The 20,946-nt window shown below is 35.9% G+C and carries 20 protein-coding genes; 17 read left to right on the top strand and 3 right to left on the bottom strand.

Going from position 1 to position 20,946, the window contains the following annotated elements; translation table 11 throughout:
* Together KBP46_RS08430 and KBP46_RS08425 are read left to right on the top strand one after the other, a co-directional pair.
* A complete protein-coding gene (locus tag KBP46_RS08430) occupies nucleotides 1–2,052 on the top strand; it encodes a M13 family metallopeptidase (protein WP_216445124.1) in 2,052 nt (683 codons plus the stop codon).
* A gap of 299 nt (nucleotides 2,053–2,351) precedes the next feature.
* A complete protein-coding gene (locus KBP46_RS08425) occupies nucleotides 2,352–4,448 on the top strand; it encodes a M13 family metallopeptidase (RefSeq protein ID WP_123278149.1) in 2,097 nt (698 codons plus the stop codon).
* A 60-nt stretch (nucleotides 4,449–4,508) separates the two neighbouring features.
* On the opposite strand, the gene KBP46_RS08420 is transcribed toward KBP46_RS08425, so the two are convergent.
* Nucleotides 4,509–5,555 carry a hypothetical protein gene (locus KBP46_RS08420; RefSeq protein WP_120233008.1) on the bottom strand — a complete coding sequence of 349 codons (1,047 nt, stop codon included), beginning with the start codon at nucleotides 5,553–5,555 and terminating at the stop codon, nucleotides 4,509–4,511.
* Between the two features lie 354 nt (nucleotides 5,556–5,909).
* Between KBP46_RS08420 and KBP46_RS08415 the strand changes: the two genes are divergently transcribed.
* The 14 genes from KBP46_RS08415 to KBP46_RS08350 all read left to right on the top strand — a co-directional run bounded on the left by KBP46_RS08415 (nucleotide 5,910) and on the right by KBP46_RS08350 (nucleotide 18,539).
* A complete protein-coding gene (locus KBP46_RS08415) occupies nucleotides 5,910–6,356 on the top strand; it encodes a type VI secretion system contractile sheath small subunit (protein ID WP_253297241.1) in 447 nt (148 codons plus the stop codon).
* A gap of 20 nt (nucleotides 6,357–6,376) precedes the next feature.
* Entirely contained in the window at nucleotides 6,377–7,738 is a 1,362-nt protein-coding gene (locus tag KBP46_RS08410; protein WP_062676366.1) for a DUF5458 family protein, read from the top strand.
* A gap of 78 nt (nucleotides 7,739–7,816) precedes the next feature.
* Entirely contained in the window at nucleotides 7,817–8,275 is a 459-nt protein-coding gene (locus KBP46_RS08405) for a hypothetical protein (protein WP_227944040.1), read from the top strand.
* Nucleotides 8,276–8,469: 194 nt separating this feature from the next.
* Nucleotides 8,470–9,861 carry a hypothetical protein gene (locus KBP46_RS08400; protein WP_216445122.1) on the top strand — a complete coding sequence of 464 codons (1,392 nt, stop codon included), beginning with the start codon at nucleotides 8,470–8,472 and terminating at the stop codon, nucleotides 9,859–9,861.
* Nucleotides 9,822–10,025 carry a hypothetical protein gene (locus KBP46_RS08395; RefSeq protein ID WP_216445121.1) on the top strand — a complete coding sequence of 68 codons (204 nt, stop codon included), beginning with the start codon at nucleotides 9,822–9,824 and terminating at the stop codon, nucleotides 10,023–10,025. Before KBP46_RS08400 ends, KBP46_RS08395 begins: the two co-directional genes overlap by 40 nt.
* A 136-nt stretch (nucleotides 10,026–10,161) precedes the next feature.
* The gene (locus KBP46_RS08390; protein WP_216445120.1) at nucleotides 10,162–10,458 is read left to right on the top strand and encodes a hypothetical protein; all 297 of its coding nucleotides are present in this window, start codon (nucleotides 10,162–10,164) and stop codon (nucleotides 10,456–10,458) included.
* A gap of 203 nt (nucleotides 10,459–10,661) precedes the next feature.
* The gene (locus KBP46_RS08385; RefSeq protein ID WP_216445119.1) at nucleotides 10,662–11,183 is read left to right on the top strand and encodes a hypothetical protein; all 522 of its coding nucleotides are present in this window, start codon (nucleotides 10,662–10,664) and stop codon (nucleotides 11,181–11,183) included.
* A gap of 16 nt (nucleotides 11,184–11,199) precedes the next feature.
* A complete protein-coding gene (locus KBP46_RS08380; protein ID WP_216445118.1) occupies nucleotides 11,200–12,351 on the top strand; it encodes a hypothetical protein in 1,152 nt (383 codons plus the stop codon).
* A 250-nt stretch (nucleotides 12,352–12,601) separates the two neighbouring features.
* Nucleotides 12,602–13,636, top strand: a complete 1,035-nt coding sequence (gene mutY, locus KBP46_RS08375; RefSeq protein ID WP_216445117.1) for an A/G-specific adenine glycosylase — start codon at nucleotides 12,602–12,604, stop codon at nucleotides 13,634–13,636.
* Nucleotides 13,637–13,680: 44 nt separating this feature from the next.
* Nucleotides 13,681–14,238: a gliding motility lipoprotein GldD gene (gene gldD / locus KBP46_RS08370; RefSeq protein WP_062676361.1), complete on the top strand. Its 558-nt coding sequence runs from the start codon at nucleotides 13,681–13,683 to the stop codon at nucleotides 14,236–14,238.
* 27 nt (nucleotides 14,239–14,265) lie between these two features.
* On the top strand, nucleotides 14,266–15,189 hold the full coding sequence (locus KBP46_RS08365; protein ID WP_062676360.1) for a PfkB family carbohydrate kinase: 924 nt from the start codon (nucleotides 14,266–14,268) through the stop codon (nucleotides 15,187–15,189).
* Between the two features lie 86 nt (nucleotides 15,190–15,275).
* Nucleotides 15,276–16,643: a peptidylprolyl isomerase gene (locus KBP46_RS08360; protein WP_216445116.1), complete on the top strand. Its 1,368-nt coding sequence runs from the start codon at nucleotides 15,276–15,278 to the stop codon at nucleotides 16,641–16,643.
* A gap of 166 nt (nucleotides 16,644–16,809) precedes the next feature.
* Nucleotides 16,810–17,754, top strand: a complete 945-nt coding sequence (locus KBP46_RS08355) for a nitronate monooxygenase family protein (protein ID WP_062676472.1) — start codon at nucleotides 16,810–16,812, stop codon at nucleotides 17,752–17,754.
* A gap of 14 nt (nucleotides 17,755–17,768) precedes the next feature.
* Nucleotides 17,769–18,539 carry an alpha/beta fold hydrolase gene (locus tag KBP46_RS08350; protein ID WP_216445115.1) on the top strand — a complete coding sequence of 257 codons (771 nt, stop codon included), beginning with the start codon at nucleotides 17,769–17,771 and terminating at the stop codon, nucleotides 18,537–18,539.
* 64 nt (nucleotides 18,540–18,603) lie between these two features.
* Here KBP46_RS08350 and KBP46_RS08345 read toward each other — a convergent pair whose 3' ends face one another.
* Both KBP46_RS08345 and KBP46_RS08340 read right to left on the bottom strand, forming a co-directional pair.
* The gene (locus KBP46_RS08345; protein WP_123278142.1) at nucleotides 18,604–19,224 is read right to left on the bottom strand and encodes a hypothetical protein; all 621 of its coding nucleotides are present in this window, start codon (nucleotides 19,222–19,224) and stop codon (nucleotides 18,604–18,606) included.
* Nucleotides 19,225–19,251: 27 nt separating this feature from the next.
* Nucleotides 19,252–19,551, bottom strand: a complete 300-nt coding sequence (locus KBP46_RS08340; RefSeq protein WP_047377132.1) for a rhodanese-like domain-containing protein — start codon at nucleotides 19,549–19,551, stop codon at nucleotides 19,252–19,254.
* Between the two features lie 162 nt (nucleotides 19,552–19,713).
* Between KBP46_RS08340 and queG the strand changes: the two genes are divergently transcribed.
* The gene (queG, locus tag KBP46_RS08335) at nucleotides 19,714–20,652 is read left to right on the top strand and encodes a tRNA epoxyqueuosine(34) reductase QueG (RefSeq protein ID WP_123278141.1); all 939 of its coding nucleotides are present in this window, start codon (nucleotides 19,714–19,716) and stop codon (nucleotides 20,650–20,652) included.
* Nucleotides 20,653–20,946: the final 294 nt, after the last annotated feature.

The following is a 20,946-nucleotide window of genomic DNA, read 5'->3' as shown; positions in this document are numbered from 1 at the left end:
ATGAGAAAACTGATACTTTCCCTATCCTTAATCACAGGGATATTCACTCAGAATTTGATGAATGCACAGGCAAAAACGATTAAAACAGCACTGCATAGTAAAGACAGAGGTTTAGACCTTGTTGCAATGGATGTTTCAGTACGCCCACAGGATGATTTCTATAATTATGTGAACGGAAACTGGATGAAAACTGCTCAAATTCCTTCAGATAAGCCTGTTTGGGGAAGCTTTGATAAACTTGCAGAAGACACAGATAACAATTCTATGATGATTTTAAATTCTCTTTTGACGGATAATTTTGCTATAGGAAGCGAAGGTAGAAAGATTCAGGAGCTCTATGCATCTTATATAAACATGCAAAAACGAAATGCAGATGGAATTAAACCCATTCGGGAAAAACTGGATAAAATTGATGCTATCAAAGATCTTGCTGATCTTCAGAATTATCTGATCTCTGTCACAAAAGATGGAGAAAATAATTTCTATGGATGGTCTGTAAGTGCAGATCGTAAAAACTCAAAAATGAATGCTGTTTATTTGGGGATTCCTGCTTTGGGACTTTGGGGAAGAGATTATTATCAGAAAGTTAATGAGAAGAATACGGAAACCCTGGCGGAATATCAAAAGTATGTAGCTTTGATGCTAAAAGAATTAGGATATACCAATGCGGATGAAGCAGCAAAAGGAGTGGTAGAATATGAAAAAAGCATTGCGAAAACCTATCTGACTAACGAGCAGAGCCGCGATAATATTCTTCAATACAATCCACAGACGATGGCTGAGCTTTCAGATCTGGTAAAAGGTGTAAATCTTCCGGAATATCTTAAAAAAGCAGGAGTGAATACAGATAAAGTGATTATTGGGGAGCTGAATTACTATAAAAATATGGATCAGTTAATCAATGAAAAAAAACTTGCTGTGATTAAAGATTATATGAAGTTTCACCTGATCAATAGCAACGCCACTTATTTAAGCGGAAAACTCGATACTCTTCACTTTAATTTCTTTGGAAAATATGTATTCGGACAGCAGGAACAAAGGGCATTAGATAAAAGAGGTCTTGAATTGATTAACAAAAATATTGGGGAAGCCTTCGGTAAGCTCTATGTGGAAAAATATTTTCCTGCAGAATCCAAAGCTCAGATGGTTGAACTGATTGATTATTTGAAGAAAAGCTTCGCTGTTCACATCAAAAAATTAACATGGATGTCACCAGCCACTAAACAGAAAGCAATGGATAAACTTAATAAATTTAGCGTAAAAGTGGGCTATCCAGATCAATGGAAAGATTACTCAGCTCTAGAGATTATTCCGGGAAGTTCTTTATACAGTAATCTTCAGAATATTGCCACTTGGAATTACAGTAAAAAACTGGAAAAAATAGGCAAACCTGTTGACAGATCAGAATGGGGAATGACGCCCCAAACTGTAAATGCTTACTACAGAGCAGTAAACAATGAAATAGTATTTCCAGCAGCGATTCTTCAGGCACCATTCTTTAATCCTAAAGCTGATGCAGCCGTTAATTTCGGAGGAATAGGAGCAGTGATCGGTCATGAAATAAGCCATGGATTTGACGATTCTGGAGCCCAGTTTGATGGTGACGGAAATTTAGTAGACTGGTGGTTGCCTGAGGATAAGGCTAATTTTGAGAAAGCAACAAAAGCTCTTGCAGCACAATACGACAAATATGAACCTGTAAAAGGTTTTTTTATCAACGGAATCCATACAAACGGTGAAAATATTGGAGATTTGGGCGGAGTAGCAGTAGCGTATGATGCTCTTCAGATGTATTTAAAAGACAAAGGAAATCCAGGAAAGATTAGCGGATTCACTCAGGATCAGCGATTTTTCATGAGCTGGGCTAGTGTATGGAAAACAAAAGCTTCGGATAAATATCTTCTTCTTCAGATCAAGATTGATAAACATTCTCCGGGATATCTCAGAAGTTTTGCTCCCTTAATCAATATTGATGCATTCCATAATACATTCGACGTTAAAAAAGGAGATAAACTATACAAAGCTCCGGAAGACAGAATCAAAATCTGGTAACAATAACAGCCGCTCAGCAATGAGCGGTTTTGTTTTTTTAGGTAGCAGGTGATGGGTTGCAGATTATAGGTAATAAATAATAAGTAATAGGAATCATGATTAGGAATCTAAGTGACAATTTTATATTAACGGTTTCCATCATTCCCCTCTTTCGGAGGGGTGGCAAAAATTCAAAGAATTTTTGACGGGGTGGTCTAATAACATTAAACTTTAAATCCCGAATTATCAATTATCATTCATTACATATCATTAAAGTTTGTATATTTGATAAGTTTGTGTAAAATCAAAAATTATCTTTAATGAAAAAGCTAAATATTGGAATACTTGCCCTTTCAGGTATTGTATTTCTTAACTCATGTGGTGCAGCAAAGACTGTAGGGACAGACAATAAAACAGAAGCTACAGCAAAAGTAGTTGAACCGGTAAAAGAAGAAGCAAAAGAAGAGGGAATCAATTTATCGTATATGGATACCAGTGTCCGTCCACAAGATGATTTTTTTAGCTATGTGAATGGAAACTGGGTGAAAACGACTCAGATTCCTTCAGATAAAGCAAACTGGGGATCTTTCAATGCATTGAGAGAAAATGTAGATGATGCTTCATTAGATATATTAAACAAAATTCTTACAGAATCATATCCTTCCGGGTCAGAAGGACAGAAAATCCAGAATCTGTATGCCTCTTTTATGGATACCAATAAGAGAAATGCAGAAGGTCTGGCTCCTATCAAAGCTGATCTTGCCAAAGTAGATGCTATTAAAAGTCTTGGTGATCTTCAGAAATATCTTTTAGAAGCTACAAGATTAGGCGATAATTCTTTCTATGGATGGAGAGTAGGTGCTGATATGAAGAATTCCAATATGAATGCGGTGTATCTTGGCGGTCCGGATCTTGGTTTGGGGAGAGACTATTACCAGAAAGTAAATGATGCCAATACTAAAACACTGGCGGAATATCAAACCTACGTTGGAAAGTTATTCGGAGTTTTAGGATATAAAAATACTACTCAGGCGGCACAGAATGTGGTAGACTTTGAAAAACAGCTTGCTAATTATTTATTGACTCTTGAGCAGAACAGAGATGCCAATTTAAGATATAACCCTAAAAAAGTATCAGAATTATCTGGGCTTGTGAAAAACGTTGACCTGGCAAAATATCTGAAAGATGCAGGAGTAAACACAGACCGGGTGATCATCGGAGAACTGAAATATTACCAGAATATGGATCAGTTCATTACCCAGAAAAACCTTCCTTTACTGAAAGACTATCTGAAATATCATATTATCAATGGAAACGCAAGTAATCTGGATGACAATTTGGAGCAGATCAGATTCGATTTCTATGCTAAATATTTACAGGGACAAAAAGAACAGCGTCCGATGAACAAAAGAGGACTTACCCTTGTCAATGGTGTTCTGGGTGAAGCTTTCGGAAAATTGTATGTAGACAAATACTTCACTCCAGAAGCTAAAAAGCAGATGGAAACGTATATTGATTACCTTTTAAAATCATTTAAAACACACATCGCAAACATAGACTGGATGTCTCCTGAAACCAAAGTAAAAGCTCAGGAAAAACTATCCAAGTTTACAGTGAAAATCGCTTATCCCGACAAATGGAAAGATTATACTCAGTTGAAAGTAGAATCACCCAAAGAAGGGGCTACACTATATTCTAATCTTCAGAATGTAGCAGCATGGCAATATCAGAGAAGCTTGGATAAAGTAGGTAAACCGGTTGACAAAACAGAATGGGGAATGTCTCCACAAACTGTAAATGCTTACTACAGCGGATCAAACAACGAAATTGTATTCCCTGCAGCCATTCTTCAGCCTCCTTTCTACAATCCTAAAGCAGATGCAGCAGTGAACTTCGGGGGAATCGGAGCCGTTATCGGTCACGAAATTTCCCACGGATTTGACGACAGCGGTTCACGTTTCGATGGAGACGGTAACCTGAATAATTGGTGGACGGATGCAGACCGTAAAAACTTTGATGCAAAAGTAGGCCAGTTAGCTGCTCAGTACAGTGCTTACGAACCTGTAAAAGGAAGCTTCGTGAACGGTAAATTTACAAGTGGTGAAAACATTGGTGACTTAGGTGGAGTAGCAGTGGCTTACGATGCCCTTCAGATGTATTTAAAAGACAAAGGAAACCCTGGAAAGATCAGCGGATTCACTCAGGATCAGAGATTCTTCATGAGCTGGGCAACGGTTTGGAGAACGAAAGCTACCGATCAGTATATGATCAACCAGGTGAAAACCGATCCCCACTCTCCGGGAATGTTCAGAGCATTTGGTCCGTTGGTTAATCAGGACTCATTCATTAAAGCATTTGATATCAAACCGGGAGACAAAATGTATAAAGCTCCTCAGGACAGAATAAAAATCTGGTAATTTTACCATAAATTGTTAGAAAAGAAAGAATCCGATTCAATACGAAGCGGATTCTCTTTTTTAATATTCTTTCTTATAGTTTCGGAGCACAAACTTTATTCCGGTTTCTATAATATCTCCCATGGTTTTACAATATTTGAAATTAACATCATAGGTGAGTTTTTGTAAAGCTGTTCTTAGTTCTATGACATTGGCTTCAGGTGCAAGATTGTCTTTTTTCATAATAGAAATAAGTTCATCAAATCTGTTTTGACTGCTCGTTACTCTTTTTACAATTTGTGAACGTACTTCTTTGCGGTATTGTTCTATGGAACTTGGCTTTAGCTTTTCCAATACCATATTCACCATTTGATTATTTTCTTTGAAATACTGTGGAAGATAAACTTTCAGATTTCCCTCATACGTTTGCTGATCAAAATCGATAGGACGGATTCTGTAAATAACCTGATCAAAATCGTGTATCGGAATCACCACATAATTATAAGAACGCATATCACCAAGGAGTCCAATAAGGCAACGCTCATTGAATTTCACAAATTCTTTGGAAATCTGTGCTTTTTCAAGTTCGGAGCAGTTGGATAAATGTTTCTGAATAAAAACGTCTCCGGGAATTCCTAAAATATGTTCCTCGATCAAAGTGTTTTTGTAAACCAGAAAGTTTATTCGGTTGGGGGAAAGCAGATCTTCAAGTTCCAGCCCGAATATTCGGGAAGCATCTGCCTGTTTAATATAAAAATAGGTGTAATTATCGTTAAGTATATTTCTCACCCGAATACGAAAAGGTTTAGAATTTCCGAACGTACAAAAGTCGATCGTATCAACTTTCAGATAAGGTAAAGTAGCAATATCTCCATCAGAATGAAGGAGGGTATAGATTTTATTTAAATTGGCCTCTATTTCTTTAAACTCATATTCAGAATACAGTACCCCAAGCCACAAAGTATCTTTGCCATCTTTATCCAGAATTCTTACACTGTCGCTGAACCTTAAAAGATCTTCATACAGAAACTTAATCTTGGTCGTTCTGTTATATTTTTCCAAATATTGTTGTAATGCTTCTGAAACAGGAAATATCGGTTTTCTGAATGCTATTTTTACATCTTTCATGACACTGTTCACTTTGTTTAAATATAAAGAATAATTTTTTGTAAAATCTTAGCAATTCTTATTTTAACATTTATCAGACATGTTTTTAAAAGAGTAAAGCGGACAAAAATTTTATTTTATTTTTCTTGGAAGACTTTATTTATTTTTTCATAGCTTAGTGATATCGTAATACGGTGATTTTATGTTGAATAAATGCAGAAGAATTTAGATGATCCAAGAAAAATCTTAGTAAAATTTTGTATGTTACAGTTTTTTTTTAAATTTAAACATTGGATTGGTAATTTATTTGATTCATCGGTAAATTACTCGAGGACAGATCCAAACCAAAATAGTAAATCTCAAAATAACAATAATATGGCAATGTTTAATTATGGTGTTGGCGGAAACGAGGTAAAAGTAGACGCTAATGAAGCTATTCAGGAAATACAGGAAAATAAATCACTGATAGTAAGCCAGCTTACAACAGAAGAGTCTTATACCCCTGAAATCGTAACAGGATTAAAAACAGTGGAAGACGTTTTCAGACATTTCCAGCCTTCAGTATCGGTACAGCACGAAACAGAAGATGGTGGAGTGATAGAAGAAGAATTCCGTTTTCAAAACCTTGGAGACTTTACCCCTAAAAGCCTTACTCAGAAGTCAGATTATCTGCAGCAATTGAGCATGGAACAGGAGCAGTACAATAAAATAGTACGTCAGCTGAAAACAAACAAAATTCTACGCAATATGCTGGAGAACGATCAGACAAGAGCGGCGTTCATAGAGGTATTGAAAGAAGTGGCACAAGAACTTGAAAAATAATTAAAGACTTACATTAAATCATGGATAGCAAATTACAGGCACAAGAAAGCCAGCAGCAGGGTCAGCAGCAACACGCAGGGCAGCCGAAGGGTAACCCGCTTGCAGAGCTCAATAAAATGGGAGGATTTGGCTTTGTTGAATCCGTTGTAGACGGTATTGCCAATATGAACCCCACAAGAAAGGCAAGAAAAGAAATCTTCCTGAACGATAGCAATAAAGCAGAAGAAAGAAAAGAACTTCTTCAGAAGATCAACCTTTGGGTAAACCTTTTAGAAGGTAGCGAATCTGCTGATAAAATGGCTGATACGTGCAAAAGTAAAGCACAACAGGCCGACGAGAATTTAAAGAAAAACTTAAAAAATACACTGGATGCCGTTCGTATGTTGGAAACCAACTACAGAACAGTAGCCCAATTCTACAAAAATACGGAATTGGATAAAGTGGATAACGTAAGTATCGTGAATGCAAGCCTTGAGCAGGTTTCCGATCTGGATAATCCTCTGTTCATTGATGCTATTTCAGAAGAATTCAAAAATTATTATGACCGTCTTGATCTTAGAGATAACTACTCAATCCTTGCCATACCTGGATATTTAGGATCAAACAAGGTCATCGAGAAGTGGGCAAAAATCTGTAACGAAAACAAAGTAATGATGGTTACAGACTTCGCTAACCTTGATAAGCCGGATGACGTGGTAGATTTATTCCACTCTGCCAATCTTACAGGAGGTGAGCTTCACAGAAGTAACGTTATCATGACGTGTAACTGGCTGGTAGGACGTGGTAAAGCTGAAGAAGTAGGGGAAGAAGAAAACGTAGAACTTCCGCCTTCCACTTCATTAGCAGGAAAAATCCATAAAACACTGATGTCTCAGGTAGCAGCAGGTAAAAAACATGGTAATATCAACGAAGTAGACGCTGTAAAATTCGAGCTTAAGAAAAGTGAAATTTCTCAGTTGGAAAAAATGGGTCTTGTACCAATGGTTAACGAATACGGAAAAATTATGGCTTTCTCAGCGAAGACCTTATTTACAGGAGACAATATCGGTCTTCAGACGTATTCCGTAGTTCGTGTATTCGACTATGTAACTAAAGTATTACTTGATTTCCTTAATAGAAGAGCTTTCGAAAACTGGAATGCTAAGAATGAGGATGATTTGAGAAGACAGATTGTAACATTCCTGGATAACATCAAAGGACCGGACAAGCTGATTGAGAAATTCAAAATTGTTCGTTTCGAGCAGGATAGAGTAAACAAAGACAGAGTATGGCTGGATATCCGTATGACCCCTTATTTCCCTACAAAAAGTTTCGTTATTAAATTGGACGGGCACAAAGGAGATGATGGTAACGAATGGGATGCAGAATATACTCAGGAGTAATATAAACATACTTTACATAACAAAAACCGATGCAATATTACATCGGTTTTTTTTCAACCAACACCTATGAAATTGAATATGAATAAGAAACTTATCATTGGTTTACCAATGTTATCAATGGTTCTTTTGATAAGTTGTGAAAAAAAATACCAAAGTCCGGGCACTTACGAAAATGATCTTTTCGCACAGGAACGTCAGGAAGGAAAAGCATACATCATGAATGAAGATGAATGTTTTGATGGAAGTGAACTCGTACTTGCAAGTTCAGAGGTAAAACTTTCAGACAGTTCAAAAGGCCGTGGAAAATCATTCTATCTCTATAAAGTAAAATCCGGAAAAGTATTGAAAACAGTAAGAGATTCTACGGTAGATATGCCAATGCTGTTTTTATCTCAATACAAATTAAAGATTAAAAATACAGATTCTATGTATGTGTATCTGAAGAAGCTTGAAGGGTATCGTTTTATAGCCAAAGACAGAAACCTTAAGTATCAGTGGTTAAAAGCAGCTCCGGTATATTCTGTTGAGAAGAATTAACTTTAAATTCAAGTTTTTTATATCACTATATCATGATTTTTTTACTTTTGTTTTTGAACAAACACAAAAACAAAATGAAAAAGAATGTAACCTTGTATGAGGATATCTCCCTCTATCGTCTCCAACCATTTAATCTGAAAAGTAGTACCTGTCTAAATAGCTTCCGACTGGGAGTTCGTTAAATTCTATCAGCCATGACAGGGAATATTGCCGGGGATCAGAATCCTCGGGTTGGAACAACATGTTCCTACGAAATAAAGCCTTCAGTACTTTCATTTGTACTGAATGGAGGCTTTGAATGGTATCTTTATAAGAAACAGAAAAACGGAAGCTGGAAAGACATCACCGGAAAACCAAAAACCGGTGAAAAAGTGACATACAACTTTGGAGAAATAGCGCTGGGAGTAGAATTTCAAATGAAGGTGTATGAAATTAAAAAAGGTATTTTACCCGGCCTTCCCGTTACCAAGGAACTGGCTGGCAGCCTTATAATTGTTCCTATCAGCAACAAGGTTCCAAAGATTGATAAAGTAGTCCTCTTCAACAGAGGAGTAAAAGATTTCAATAAAGCAAGTTATCATGATATTCTTATCGCACAAGCTCATTGTATTGCGATGTTTAATAAAGAGATTGAATTTCACCTTTGGGAAGATGACGCTCCTGGAAAAGGGCACGATGCCAGTATTAACAAAAGCAACCGTCACACCCACAGCTACAAGGCTCGCGTCAATGAAAAAGGAATTGCGGAAGTATCTATTCATTTAATGTCTGATGAAAAAATCCTTCGTCAGATGGCCGATCAGTTTCTGATGAAAGGTGACAGAAATGAAGGCGCCAATCATGAATATTATATTACGGCTACCTACTCCGGGAAAATTCTGGGAGCCAGCCAGGTGAATGTAGAGGTAGCCAACCCGGATTATAAAGGTCAGCCTCAAAATCACCCCAAACCTAAGCCGCAGCCTGAGAAACACACGCCAAAATTCCCGGCCGGACAAGGAGGTGGTCCCAAACAGCCGGATCCTAAAGGCAATATTATAGAAGCTGTTTTCATAGATGATACAGGAAAAGAGCTTTCCAAAGTAGCGGTAGGAGATAAAGTTAGGGTCAGAATTCACTCCAAGAACATGGTAGGGAAACACATCCAATATGTTATCTGGAAATATGATTCTACATCCACTCATGAAGTTTATAGAAGTGCAATGATTAAAATCCCTGCCGATGTATATGATACCTCAGGATTTGTCATTACAAAAGATATTTTTGAAAAAGGAACAGGGTCTCCTACCGCCAATTCTGACTCCGGTAGACAAAACTATTTTATAGAAATTATCTCCAAAGATCTTTCTGCAGAATCTCAGAAATTTGGGGTAAATTCGGAAGGCCTGATGCAGGTGGAGAAGGTGAAGAGTGCGGTGGGAGTGCAGAAGACTCAAGCTCCTAAACCGGAAACCGGAAAATGTCCGAATTGTGATAAAGATATTACTTTAGATCAAATGAAAAAATATTCCCTGACTGTCAAGATGAAACTAAACTTAAATCAGTCATGGAAGCATATAATAAATATATGTCAAAATTTCAGATGAATACATGTTGGAATAAGGCTCATTTTTTTGCACAAACCAGAATAGAAGCTGGAACATCTTTACATATTAAAGATGAAGGCTTAAATTATTCTGTTAAGAGATTAATTGAAGGTGACAGATATAAAGGCAAAAATTGGGTTAAGGGAGACCCAATAAAAAAATAGGAGGCTACTATCTTGACGGGGAATTTAAAAGTCGGCCTTTCTCATATTTTGACACTCATAAAGAAGATGCTAATAAATATGGTCGAAAAGATTTAAACAAAGCGAATGATAATGGTATACAAAAGCTAATCAGGAGATGATAGCAAATTTAGTATATGATGATAAGAACCGTCCAGTTAAAGCCAAATTAGGAAATACAAAAGATGGAGATGGTTGGAGATATCGAGGAAGAGGATTCATTCAACTAACAGGTAGAAATAATTATACAGCAGCTAGTAAATACACTGAAAAATATGCTAATATTGAAATTATATCTGATGAAGGAGCTAATAAAGTAGGCACTAATGCAGAAGTTGCAATGCTAGCTTGTATGGGATACTGGGTTGCAGATGAAAGAACAATTCAGAAAAAAGCTAATGGAGAAAAAATGTAAATTTAATTTCAAAATTAATTGGAACAGATGTAGATTGGAAGGGAAAGAAAAAATCATTCGATGAAATAACATCTATTTTATTTAAAGTAAACGAATGCATATATGGAAAGAAAGATAATGATACAGAAAAAGGAGATAAAAATCAATATGACATTAATGTAGATACTTTTGAAGTTAAAAAAATAACCACAAAATCCGATAGTATGGATTATGAATATAACATTTATCAATCAGGGCAGAAAATCAAAACTTATAATATCAAAAAAAACAGTCACAATCTTTTACCTTTTCCCGAAACAGGACCTAATTGGGGAAGGTTTGGAACAAGAGATAAAGGTGGAGATAACTGGGTAAATGAAAAAGTCTGTGCTGCATTATTAGGTTTCTTTTACTCTTTACCATTAAATAAGTATTCTAAAGCACTATATTTTAATGATATTTCGGCTTACGATGGCAGAAATATTGGACATGCGGGACACAACATAGCAGGAAATGATGTTGATATAAGATATCCAGGAAGTACAAATGGCGCACAAACACTTTGGAAGGATGCTATGAAAACATATAAAAATGAAGAAGCATTCATAAAAGATTTAGAAAATATATTAGATGTAGCTGTCAAATGGAAATTTATAAAAAACTACGCATATAAAAAGGGAATAAAGAACACAACTGGCAAAGCCACCGGTGTTCATCAAGATCATTTTCATATCGGATATAGATAATTAGTAATAATAAAAAATGAAAAAATTTGTAATCATTTTCTTTTCAGCAACAAGTCTTATTTGCTGTCAAAATAAAGAGAAAAATACAACAGTTGAAAATATAAATAATGATATAGATTTTATAAAAAAACATATGAGGCTTCAAGAAAAAATTGAGCTTTCTGAAAATGACACAAATACATCAAATCAGTATAAGCTAATAGATAAAGATTTAGAATTAGGTGGAGAGTTAACCTTACAAGGATTGAAAGAAAATGGTTATAAAGTACCTGAAAACAGCTTTTTTTCAAAGCAAATTAAGGATATTTTTGAAACACAGGAAGATTGTTCATGTACCTCAGTAAAGCAGCATCAAAATTTCACTACTTATTTTGTCAATTCGTCACAGGAACAAAATATTAAACAAACAGAATTTGATTACACTTATGATCATATATATGTTTATCCCAATCTTAAAATTTTAACAGATCTGCCTCTTTTAAATGATATTGTGGAGTTAAAAAACAATAATTTGAAAGTAAATTTAAATCAAACTATTATTGCTAGAAACAAATATTTATTTAACAACAGTAAAGGAGACTTGGCTTGGTTATTAGCTAATGACAAGGATTTTTTAAAAATATTACTTGTAAATTTTGGCTTTGATAAAGAGGATAAAATAAATGAAGTAATTCTAAATGATCTATTTCAAGAATATTCCAAAGAAACGCCAGAATCCTCTCAAAAAATAGGAAATATTTTATTTGTAAAAAATTGTGAAGGAAAACTAAGTATTAGAAAAAACTTACTTAAGTATATAGAAAAAAACACAACTAAAAATAATGATAAATATGTCTCTGCATTATCAAATTATGTGATTGGTATACTTTATAATGACAGTATAAAATCTCTATTTTCACCTGATGAAAAGGCTGAAATTGTAGCAAATATATCCAATATAGAAATCCCTGCATTCAATAACTATAAAGGTTTAAATACGGATTCTTGGAACTCGCAAGCTACTACATTGTTCTACCTTCAAAATAAAAGCACAATGAATCACCCTGAAGTACTAGATATTTTAAAAAAACACAACTATTTTGGTTATCCATATTTAAAAAAATATATTGAAAGCGGTGGCCTAGAAAACGAGAGTACAACTTCACCCCAAGATGATGATTATCAATAAATCCTAATAAATATCAACTAGTTCATAAACTATATATCCTGATGAGAACTTTTTAATTATTTATCTTTTTTTCATACGCAAATAGTAGGAATAGATAAGAGTAAAAAAATTATACAATAACAGATTCACAAAAATACTCCTTCAACATCAAAAACAGGAAAAATAAAATAAACCTATCTTTGCAGCATAGAAACAATGTTCAGGATGAAGAGAAAATCATCTCTTCAATGATTTAAAATAAGATTGGTTTTTGGAAAAAAATAAAACAGGTTCAGAATTCCTTCATATAGGAAACAGGCTTTTGGAGTGGTACAGAAATAATGCAAGAGATCTGCCTTTCAGACAGACAAAAGATCCGTACAAAATCTGGATCTGTGAAATTGTATTTCAGCAGACCAGAATCAATCAGGGGCTGAATCATTATAATAATTTCATTAAACGATTTCCTGATGTAAAAACATTGGCAGAAGCTGAAGAAAACGAAGTTTTACTCTATTGGAAAGGATTGGGATATTATTCAAGAGCCATCAATATTCATAAAGCGGCCCAGCAGATCATGAACGATTATCAGGGTATCTTTCCTCACGAATATGAAGAAATTTTAAAACTGAAAGGAGTAGGGAAATATACTGCAGCAGCTGTTTCAAGCATCTGCTTCGGTGCAAGAATGCCTGCGGTTGACGGGAATTTCTACCGTGTTTTGAGCCGTCTTTTTGCCGATGATTTTGATATTTCAAATTCAAGAGCGTTTACCTATTTTTCTGAACTGGCCGCCCTGGTAATGCCGGAAAATGTAGGAGACTTTAATCAGGCTATGATGGATATCGGCTCGGAAATCTGTAAACCGAAAAATCCGTTGTGCGGAGAATGCCCTGTAAATGAAGATTGTCTGGCATTTTCCTTGCAAAAAATTTCATATTATCCTGTAAAAACGAAAAAAGTAAAAGCAGAAGATCTTGCTTTGACCTATTATTTTGTTCATAGAAAAGGACAATTTCTGATCCGTCAGAGAGCAGATGACTTCATATGGAAGAAATTATTTGAGTTTCCCACAGCTATTCCTTCCGATATGGAACCCTTCATTACAGGTTCAAAAACAGTTACCCATAAACTGACTCATAAGAATTTAAGCATTGAAATTTGGAATGTTGAGGTTACTTCAGAAAAACAATGGAATGATTTTATCGCTGAAAATCAATACCTGATTACAGACCTTGAAGGCTCTCATGAAAAATCCTTTCCGAAGCCTTTGGAAATTTACATTCAAAACGCACTGAAAGACTGAAATTTGTCTTCCGAAATCTGAAATCTAATTTGTACTTTTGCAAAATGATTAAAAAAGTCATTTTTATTTTTGTATCGCTGCTTTTAATTTCATGTGGAAAAGATCCTTCACCAAAACCTTATGGAGAACTGCGTCTTGAATATCCCGCACCGAAATACCAGAAGTTTGAAAACGATTGCGCCTATACCTTTGAGTATTCGGACTTTGCTTCGATTGCTCCAGCGAAGAAACCTTGTTGGTTTTATCTGAACTATCCAAAAATGAAAGCTAAGCTTTTCATTACCTATTACCCTATACAAAACGACTTTGCTGACCATATTAAGGAAGCTGAAAAAATGGTATATGAGCATACCATCAAAGCCAGTTCCATTGATACAAAATCCTTTGAATACCCTGAAAAGAAAGTATATGGGAACTTCTATGAATTGAAAGGGCAGAGTGCTTCCAATCTTCAGTTTTACATTACAGACAGTACGAAACACTTCGTGACTGCTTACTTATACTTTAATACGAGACCGAAACCGGACTCTCTTGCGCCTGCAGTGAACTATATCAAAAATGATATGAAACATCTGCTGGACACTTTTGAATGGAAAAAATAATTACTTTTAATATACATTGAAAAATATATGAAACTTTTAGTTGTAGGAAGTGTTGCATTTGATGCAATTGAAACACCATTTGGTAAAACGGACAAAATTTTAGGAGGTGCAGCCACTTATATCGGGATCACTTCATCAATTTTAGGCGTTAAATCCGGAATTGTTTCTGTAGTAGGAGGAGACTTTCCACAGGAACATCTTGATATGTTCACAAACAGAGAGGTAAACATCGAAGGAATTGAAATTGTGAAAGAAGGAAAAACATTCTTCTGGTCCGGAAAATACCACAACGATCTGAATACAAGAGATACTTTGGCTACAGAAGTAAACGTGTTGGAGAACTTTGATCCGAAAATCCCGGATTCAATGCAGGATGCCGAAATTTTACTACTGGGAAACCTACACCCTGGAGTTCAGTTATCTGTACTTGAAAAAATGAACAACCGTCCTAAGCTGGTTATCCTTGATACCATGAACTTCTGGATGGATTCTGCATGGGATATCTTAATGGATATGATTGCTAAAACAGATGTTATTACCATCAATGATGAAGAGGCAAGACAGCTTTCAGGAGAATATTCTTTAGTGAAAGCAGCTAAAAAGATCCACACAATGGGTCCTGAATATGTGATCATTAAAAAAGGAGAGCACGGAGCTTTGCTTTTCCATGATAATAAAGTATTTGCTATCCCGGCACTTCCACTGGAAGATGTTTTCGATCCGACAGGAGCTGGAGATACTTTTGCAGGAGGTTTCGCGGCATATCTTGCCAAAAAAGGAAAAATTGATTTCGAAACGATGAAATCTGCTCTTATCGTAGGATCTGCAATGGCTTCATTCACTGTAGAGAAATTCGGAACAGAAAGAATAGAAGAAGTAAACGAAGCAGATATGTTCAGCAGATTGAGACAATTCAAAGAATTAACGACATTTGATGTTGAACTGCAGTAAATAAGTCTTTTTAAGAAATATTTATAATAAAAAATTGAGTGAAATTCGTTAAGAATTCTAAATTTGCAACTTGTTAAAATAGTAAAATGACAAATAAACTAAAAATCACTTTTCTTCTTGGGATTTTCATCATGATATTCTCTTCAAATATGATGAATGCCCAGCTAAAACAAGGAGATCTGGTGGATGGTATTGCAGCTGTTATCGGGGATGAGATTGTATTGGAATCTGATGTAATCGAGCAGATGAATTATGGTAAACAGCAGGGTGCTGCCAATACAGACAAATGTGAGTTCCTGGAAAATCTTATCAGCAATAAGCTTCTTGTATACGAAGCAAAAAAAGATACCTTAATTGAGAACCGTTCTGCAGCAATCAAAGAACAGGCTAATGCAAAATACCGTCAGATGCTTTCTCAGTTTCCGGATGAAAAAACAATGCTTGCAGCCTATAAGTTCAGAAATTCTTATGAACTGAAAAATGCTATCGAGAAAATAGATACAGACCAGTATTACGGACAGGCGAAGTACCAGAGAGTTACTGATAAAGCAGACGTAACTCCAAATGAGGTAACTGATTTCTACAATATGTATAAAACACAGCTGCCACAGGTAAAAGATGAAGTTACTTTAGCTCAGATTATGATCTATCCGTCACTTACAGAAGCTCACAAACAAGACCTTATCAACAGACTGAAAAAAATCAAGCAGGATATTATCGGAGGGGAAACTTTCGAAAGCCAGGCAAGAATTTATTCTGAAGATGAGGGGTCAGCTGCCAACGGAGGATTATATAAAAATATCAATAAAGGGCAGATGGTGAAGCCATTCGAAGCTGCTGCATTGAACCTTCAGGAAAATGAAATTTCAGATCCTGTTGAATCTGAATTCGGATTCCACATTATTCAGTTGGTGAAAAGATCCGGTAAAGTATATGATGCAAGACACATCTTGTTGAAAGCTGTTCCTACTGATGATGAGATCAAAACGGCAAAAGCAAAATTAGACAGTATCAGAGGTCTTATTATCGATGGTAAAATGACATTCAAAGATGCCGCTTTTAAATTCTCAGATGATAAAAGAACGAAGTTCAACGCAGGGATCATTCCTGGAGCTGATGGTTCTGATAAAATTGAAAGAGAAAGTATCCCGGGAACAATCAGCTACGAATTGGCAGGTTTAAACAAAGGTGATATCACTACTGCTTTTGAAGATGAAGAGAACAAAAGAAAACAAATCAAGATCATCAAAGTTGAAGATGTGATTCCTTCTCACCAGATTACTCTGGAAACAGATTTCAGCAGAATCAAGCAGATGGCACTGAATAAAAAGAAAAGTGAAATGGTTGAAAAGTTTGTCAACTCAAAGTTACCGACAACCTTTATTTCAATTGACGGACGTTACGATACCTGTAACTTTAAGTCTAACTGGAAGAAACAATCCTTAACAAAATAAAATCAAAACCTTCAGAATTTCTGAAGGTTTTTTTTATAATAAGCTTTAAAGAATAATAAGCTATGATAGAAAATATTGACATATTTTTCCCGGAAAACAGTTGTTTTTATTATTTTTACACATGAGCAATTTTATAGATTTTAACGCTGCAAAAAAACTTCATGACATGGAGGCTACACACAATAGAATTTCACACCTTTTTAATATTAAATATCCAATTATCCAGGCAGGCATGATCTGGCATTCAGGATGGAGACTTGCTTCTGCAGTTTCTAACTGTGGAGGATTAGGAATAATAGGAGCAGGAAGTATGTATCCTGATATCCTGAGAGAAAATATCCGGAAATGTAAACTGGCAACAGATAAGCCATTCGGGGTAAATGTACCGATGTTATATCCTAATATTGATGAAATCATTCAGATCATCCTTGAAGAAGGAGTGAAAATTGTATTTACATCAGCCGGTAACCCGAAAACCTATACGGAAACCCTTCAGAAAGAAGGAATCAAAGTAGCTCACGTTGTTTCTTCCACCAAATTCGCTGTAAAATGCGAAGACGCAGGAGTAGATGCTGTTGTTGCAGAAGGTTTCGAAGCAGGAGGCCACAACGGAAGAGATGAAACCACCACATTCTGTCTTATTCCGAATGTAAAGAAACATATTTCTAAACCGTTAATCGCTGCCGGAGGAATTGCTTTAGGTTCACAAATTAAGGCTGCAATGATTCTTGGTGCGGACGGTGTACAAATCGGGTCCCGTTTTGCTGCTACCCACGAAGCTAGCGCCCATGAAAACTGGAAAAAGAAAATTACAGAACTCCAGGAAGGAGATACACACCTTACGTTGAAAGAACTGGCTCCTGTAAGAATGGTTAAAAATAAATTCTTCAATGAGCTGGAAGATATTTATGTGAACGGAAGAAACAAAGATGCTTTAATCGCATCGCTGGGAAGAGCCAGAGCAAAAAAAGGGATGTTTGAAGGAGATATGGAAGAGGGAGAACTTGAAATAGGCCAGGTTTCTGCTTTAATTGATGAAATTCTTCCGGTGGAAACTGTTTTCAGCCATCTTTTAAAAGAATTTGAAGAAACGAAAATGCCGGTTTTTTAATATGATCATATTCGATGGAAGGAAGAATAATTGATGTAAAGGGACAAAAATTATATATCGAACACAATAATCAACTTCGAGACAGGCCTACCATTGTTTTTCTGCATGATTCATTAGGATCTGTGCAGCTCTGGAGAGATTTTCCGGCTAAGCTGGCTGAGATCACACAATGCAATACTCTTGCTTATGACCGTTTAGGCTATGGGAAATCGTTTCCTATGCTTACTCATGAGAGGCCGATACATTATATGGAACTGGAAGCAGATCTGTTGAATGATGCATTGACTGAAATGAATATTGATAACGTTGTCCTGTTCGGGCACAGTGATGGGGGAACAATTGCTTTGATCACCGCTGCAAAATATCCCGAAAGAATAAAAGCCGTTATCTGTGAAGCTGGTCATATTTTTGTAGAAGAAACAACTTTAAAAGGAGTTTACGACGCATGGGAAGCTTACAAAACGACCAATCTTCCGGAACGTTTGCAGAAATATCATGGTGATAAAGTAGAAATGCTTTTCAGAGCCTGGACCGAAACCTGGACACGGGATGATTACAGAACCTGGAATATAGAGTATTTCCTGAAAGATATTACAGCTCCATTGTTATTTATTCAGGGAGAAGCCGATGAATATGGCACATTGGATCAGGTAGAAAAAACAGTTACTCAGGTCGGTGGAAGTGCAGAAAAATATATCATTCCCGGTATAGGCCATACACCGCATAAAGAAGTGCCTGAGCTTGTATTGGAGAAAGCGGCCGGATTTATCAGCAATTATTTCTAATATACAATATCAACAAGACACCTGTTAACGGGTGTCTTTGTTAAATCAACAGATTGATCTATTTTTATTTCAATAACTGTAGCTCGGCAGCAATATTTTCCCTTGCCTGAGCCTCATATTTATCCTTAAAATATTCTGTTTTAAAGATACTTTCAAGTTCAAGGAAATGTTTGAGCACTTTTTTTCGTCCCGGTTTATAAAGGAAGTCAGGATAAATAGCATACTCTTTTCTGATATTCTGAGTATATTCTAAATAAGTTTTAAAATCTTTACCCAATACAGAAAGATCGGCATCAAGCAGATAATTGGTGTCTTCATTATCGGATTGATGATGTGATTTTGTTGCCAGAATCTGCGCAGAAATGAGTGAAATTCTGTCTTTGTTCAAATGAAGTTCTCCAAGCCTTTTTTCTGCTTTGGCCGCACTTTTTTCCTCATTAGACTTAGAAGAAGCATCGTAGATAACGTCATGGTAAAACACGGAGAAAGAAATGGCTGTAAAATCTGAAATATGGCTTTTCACAGCTTCGAGTTCACTGAACATATTTTCAAGATGAAGAAGATTGTGGTAGTGTCTGCCTTTTTCAGAATATCTGGTTTCAACTTCGTTCCACAGACTGTCGATCAGCTGTTTGTTTTCGGTGAAAGAAGAACAAAGCGTTTCAAAATAGTTTTTCAGATTCATAGAAATAAGATATAAAAAAAGGAACTTTTAAAAAGTTCCCTGATTTGCTTCCAGAACAGCCTTCAGCTCAGCCCAGCCTCCGCCGTTATAACCGTCCTTTAATCCTTGAGCGTTAAGATAATCCAATGCTTTTCCGCTTCTGTTTCCGCTTCTGCAGAATAAGATAACAGGCTTTTCAATAGATAGGATCTCATCCTGTCTGTCTTCTACTTCGCCTAAAGGAATATTCTTAGCACCATCTATATTACCGTCCATTTCAAGCTCCATTGGCTCACGAACGTCGATTAATTCATAGTTTCCTGATTGTATTACTTCTATTAAAGACATAGTTGTTGGTTTAAACATTAAATTAGAAACGAAATTACGTATTTTTTTTTGAAAAAAATCCTAATTAAAACATAATTTTTTCAGAAAGAACCATTCGTGGGAGGTACTTTGGCATAAATCTGAAGATTGATAAAATAATCTTAATTTTGCAGTGTGAAATTAATGAATGCAGACGCTGAAAAATATTCCCAACTCATAAAGTCCAAGGCAAAAAGTTTTGGATTCCAGAGTTGTGGCATTTCCAAAGCTGATTTTCTCGAGGAAGAAGCTCCTCATCTTGAAAAATGGCTGAAGAATAATTACAACGGCGAAATGAAGTATATGGAAAATCATTTCGACAAAAGACTTGATCCGAGACTATTGGTAGAAGGTTCAAAATCTGTGATTTCACTTTCTTACAACTACTTTCCTGAAGAAAAAATTTCAACGCTGGAGAACTTTAAAATCTCAAAATATGCTTATGCAGAAGACTATCATGAAGTAATCAAAGAAATACTCCGTGAAATGGTTGCAGAGCTGCAGGAAGAAATAGGGGAATTTGGATTTCGTGTCTTTGTAGATTCTGCGCCGGTTTTGGAAAGAGCGTGGGCTAAAAAATCAGGAATAGGCTGGGTAGGGAAAAATGCCAACCTCATTACCAAACAAAGCGGTTCTTTTTATTTTCTGGCCGAAATCATCTGCGATCTGGAGCTGATTCCTGACCACGCCACTACAGATCATTGTGGAAGCTGCAGAAAATGTATCGATGCCTGTCCTACAGATGCCATTGTTTCTGAAAAAATTATAGATGGAAGCCGCTGCATTTCCTATGCAACCATAGAACTCAAAAGCGAAATCCCGGATTATTTTAAAGATAAAATGGAAGACTGGATGTTTGGCTGCGATATCTGTCAGGATGTTTGTCCCTGGAACAGGTTCTCAGCGCCTAACAAACAGAGCCGCTTCCAACCCAATGAAGCGTTGAAAAACTTCAAAAAAGGAGAATGGAAGGAACTTACTCAGGAAATTTTCTCAGAAATCTTTAGAAAGTCTCCCGTAAAACGTACTAAATTTACAGGACTCAAAAGAAATATTGAGTTTTTACAGAAATCTTCTGACTGAGTTTTCTCTGAACTTTTGGTGACAATCCCTCTTTTGGAATTTTTTGAAGTTCCAAACCAGAGCTGATGGTCGACCATTCCTTAAATTTTTCGCTTTAAGGAGGTGAAGATTTACATTAATAAGTTTCTTAAAAAGCCTTTCCTATAAAGAAAAATTGATTTTCAGGAGATCAGAATCTCACCGAAAATCAACGTCTTTTTTGTATTCTTTTAGGAGCAGTTTTTACTCTTACTTTAAACCTTTTTTGGGATTTAGTATTTTTACGCATATTTGTGAATATTTCGTAACTAAATA

It is taken from the genome of Chryseobacterium sp. PCH239 (assembly GCF_018924625.1).
Taxonomy (GTDB): Bacteria; Bacteroidota; Bacteroidia; order Flavobacteriales; family Weeksellaceae; genus Chryseobacterium; species Chryseobacterium cucumeris.
This window is presented reverse-complemented; position numbering and strand designations above follow the sequence as displayed.

Bases quoted from the DNA above. Each gene is read 5' to 3' on its own strand.
- KBP46_RS08385 (WP_216445119.1), top strand. From the start codon at position 10,662: ATGGATTATGAATATAACATTTATCAATCAGGGCAGAAAATCAAAACT.
- KBP46_RS08425 (WP_123278149.1), top strand. From the start codon at position 2,352: ATGAAAAAGCTAAATATTGGAATACTTGCCCTTTCAGGTATTGTATTT.
- KBP46_RS08365 (WP_062676360.1), top strand. From the start codon at position 14,266: ATGAAACTTTTAGTTGTAGGAAGTGTTGCATTTGATGCAATTGAAACA.
- KBP46_RS08360 (WP_216445116.1), top strand. From the start codon at position 15,276: ATGACAAATAAACTAAAAATCACTTTTCTTCTTGGGATTTTCATCATG.
- KBP46_RS08380 (WP_216445118.1), top strand. From the start codon at position 11,200: ATGAAAAAATTTGTAATCATTTTCTTTTCAGCAACAAGTCTTATTTGC.
- KBP46_RS08420 (WP_120233008.1), bottom strand. From the start codon at position 5,555: ATGAAAGATGTAAAAATAGCATTCAGAAAACCGATATTTCCTGTTTCA.
- KBP46_RS08340 (WP_047377132.1), bottom strand. From the start codon at position 19,551: ATGTCTTTAATAGAAGTAATACAATCAGGAAACTATGAATTAATCGAC.
- KBP46_RS08350 (WP_216445115.1), top strand. From the start codon at position 17,769: ATGGAAGGAAGAATAATTGATGTAAAGGGACAAAAATTATATATCGAA.
- KBP46_RS08400 (WP_216445122.1), top strand. From the start codon at position 8,470: ATGACAGGGAATATTGCCGGGGATCAGAATCCTCGGGTTGGAACAACA.
- gldD (WP_062676361.1), top strand. From the start codon at position 13,681: ATGATTAAAAAAGTCATTTTTATTTTTGTATCGCTGCTTTTAATTTCA.
- queG (WP_123278141.1), top strand. From the start codon at position 19,714: ATGAATGCAGACGCTGAAAAATATTCCCAACTCATAAAGTCCAAGGCA.
- KBP46_RS08395 (WP_216445121.1), top strand. From the start codon at position 9,822: ATGGAAGCATATAATAAATATATGTCAAAATTTCAGATGAATACATGT.
- KBP46_RS08355 (WP_062676472.1), top strand. From the start codon at position 16,810: ATGGAGGCTACACACAATAGAATTTCACACCTTTTTAATATTAAATAT.
- KBP46_RS08345 (WP_123278142.1), bottom strand. From the start codon at position 19,224: ATGAATCTGAAAAACTATTTTGAAACGCTTTGTTCTTCTTTCACCGAA.
- KBP46_RS08430 (WP_216445124.1), top strand. From the start codon at position 1: ATGAGAAAACTGATACTTTCCCTATCCTTAATCACAGGGATATTCACT.
- KBP46_RS08405 (WP_227944040.1), top strand. From the start codon at position 7,817: ATGAATAAGAAACTTATCATTGGTTTACCAATGTTATCAATGGTTCTT.
- KBP46_RS08390 (WP_216445120.1), top strand. From the start codon at position 10,162: ATGATAGCAAATTTAGTATATGATGATAAGAACCGTCCAGTTAAAGCC.
- KBP46_RS08410 (WP_062676366.1), top strand. From the start codon at position 6,377: ATGGATAGCAAATTACAGGCACAAGAAAGCCAGCAGCAGGGTCAGCAG.
- KBP46_RS08415 (WP_253297241.1), top strand. From the start codon at position 5,910: ATGGCAATGTTTAATTATGGTGTTGGCGGAAACGAGGTAAAAGTAGAC.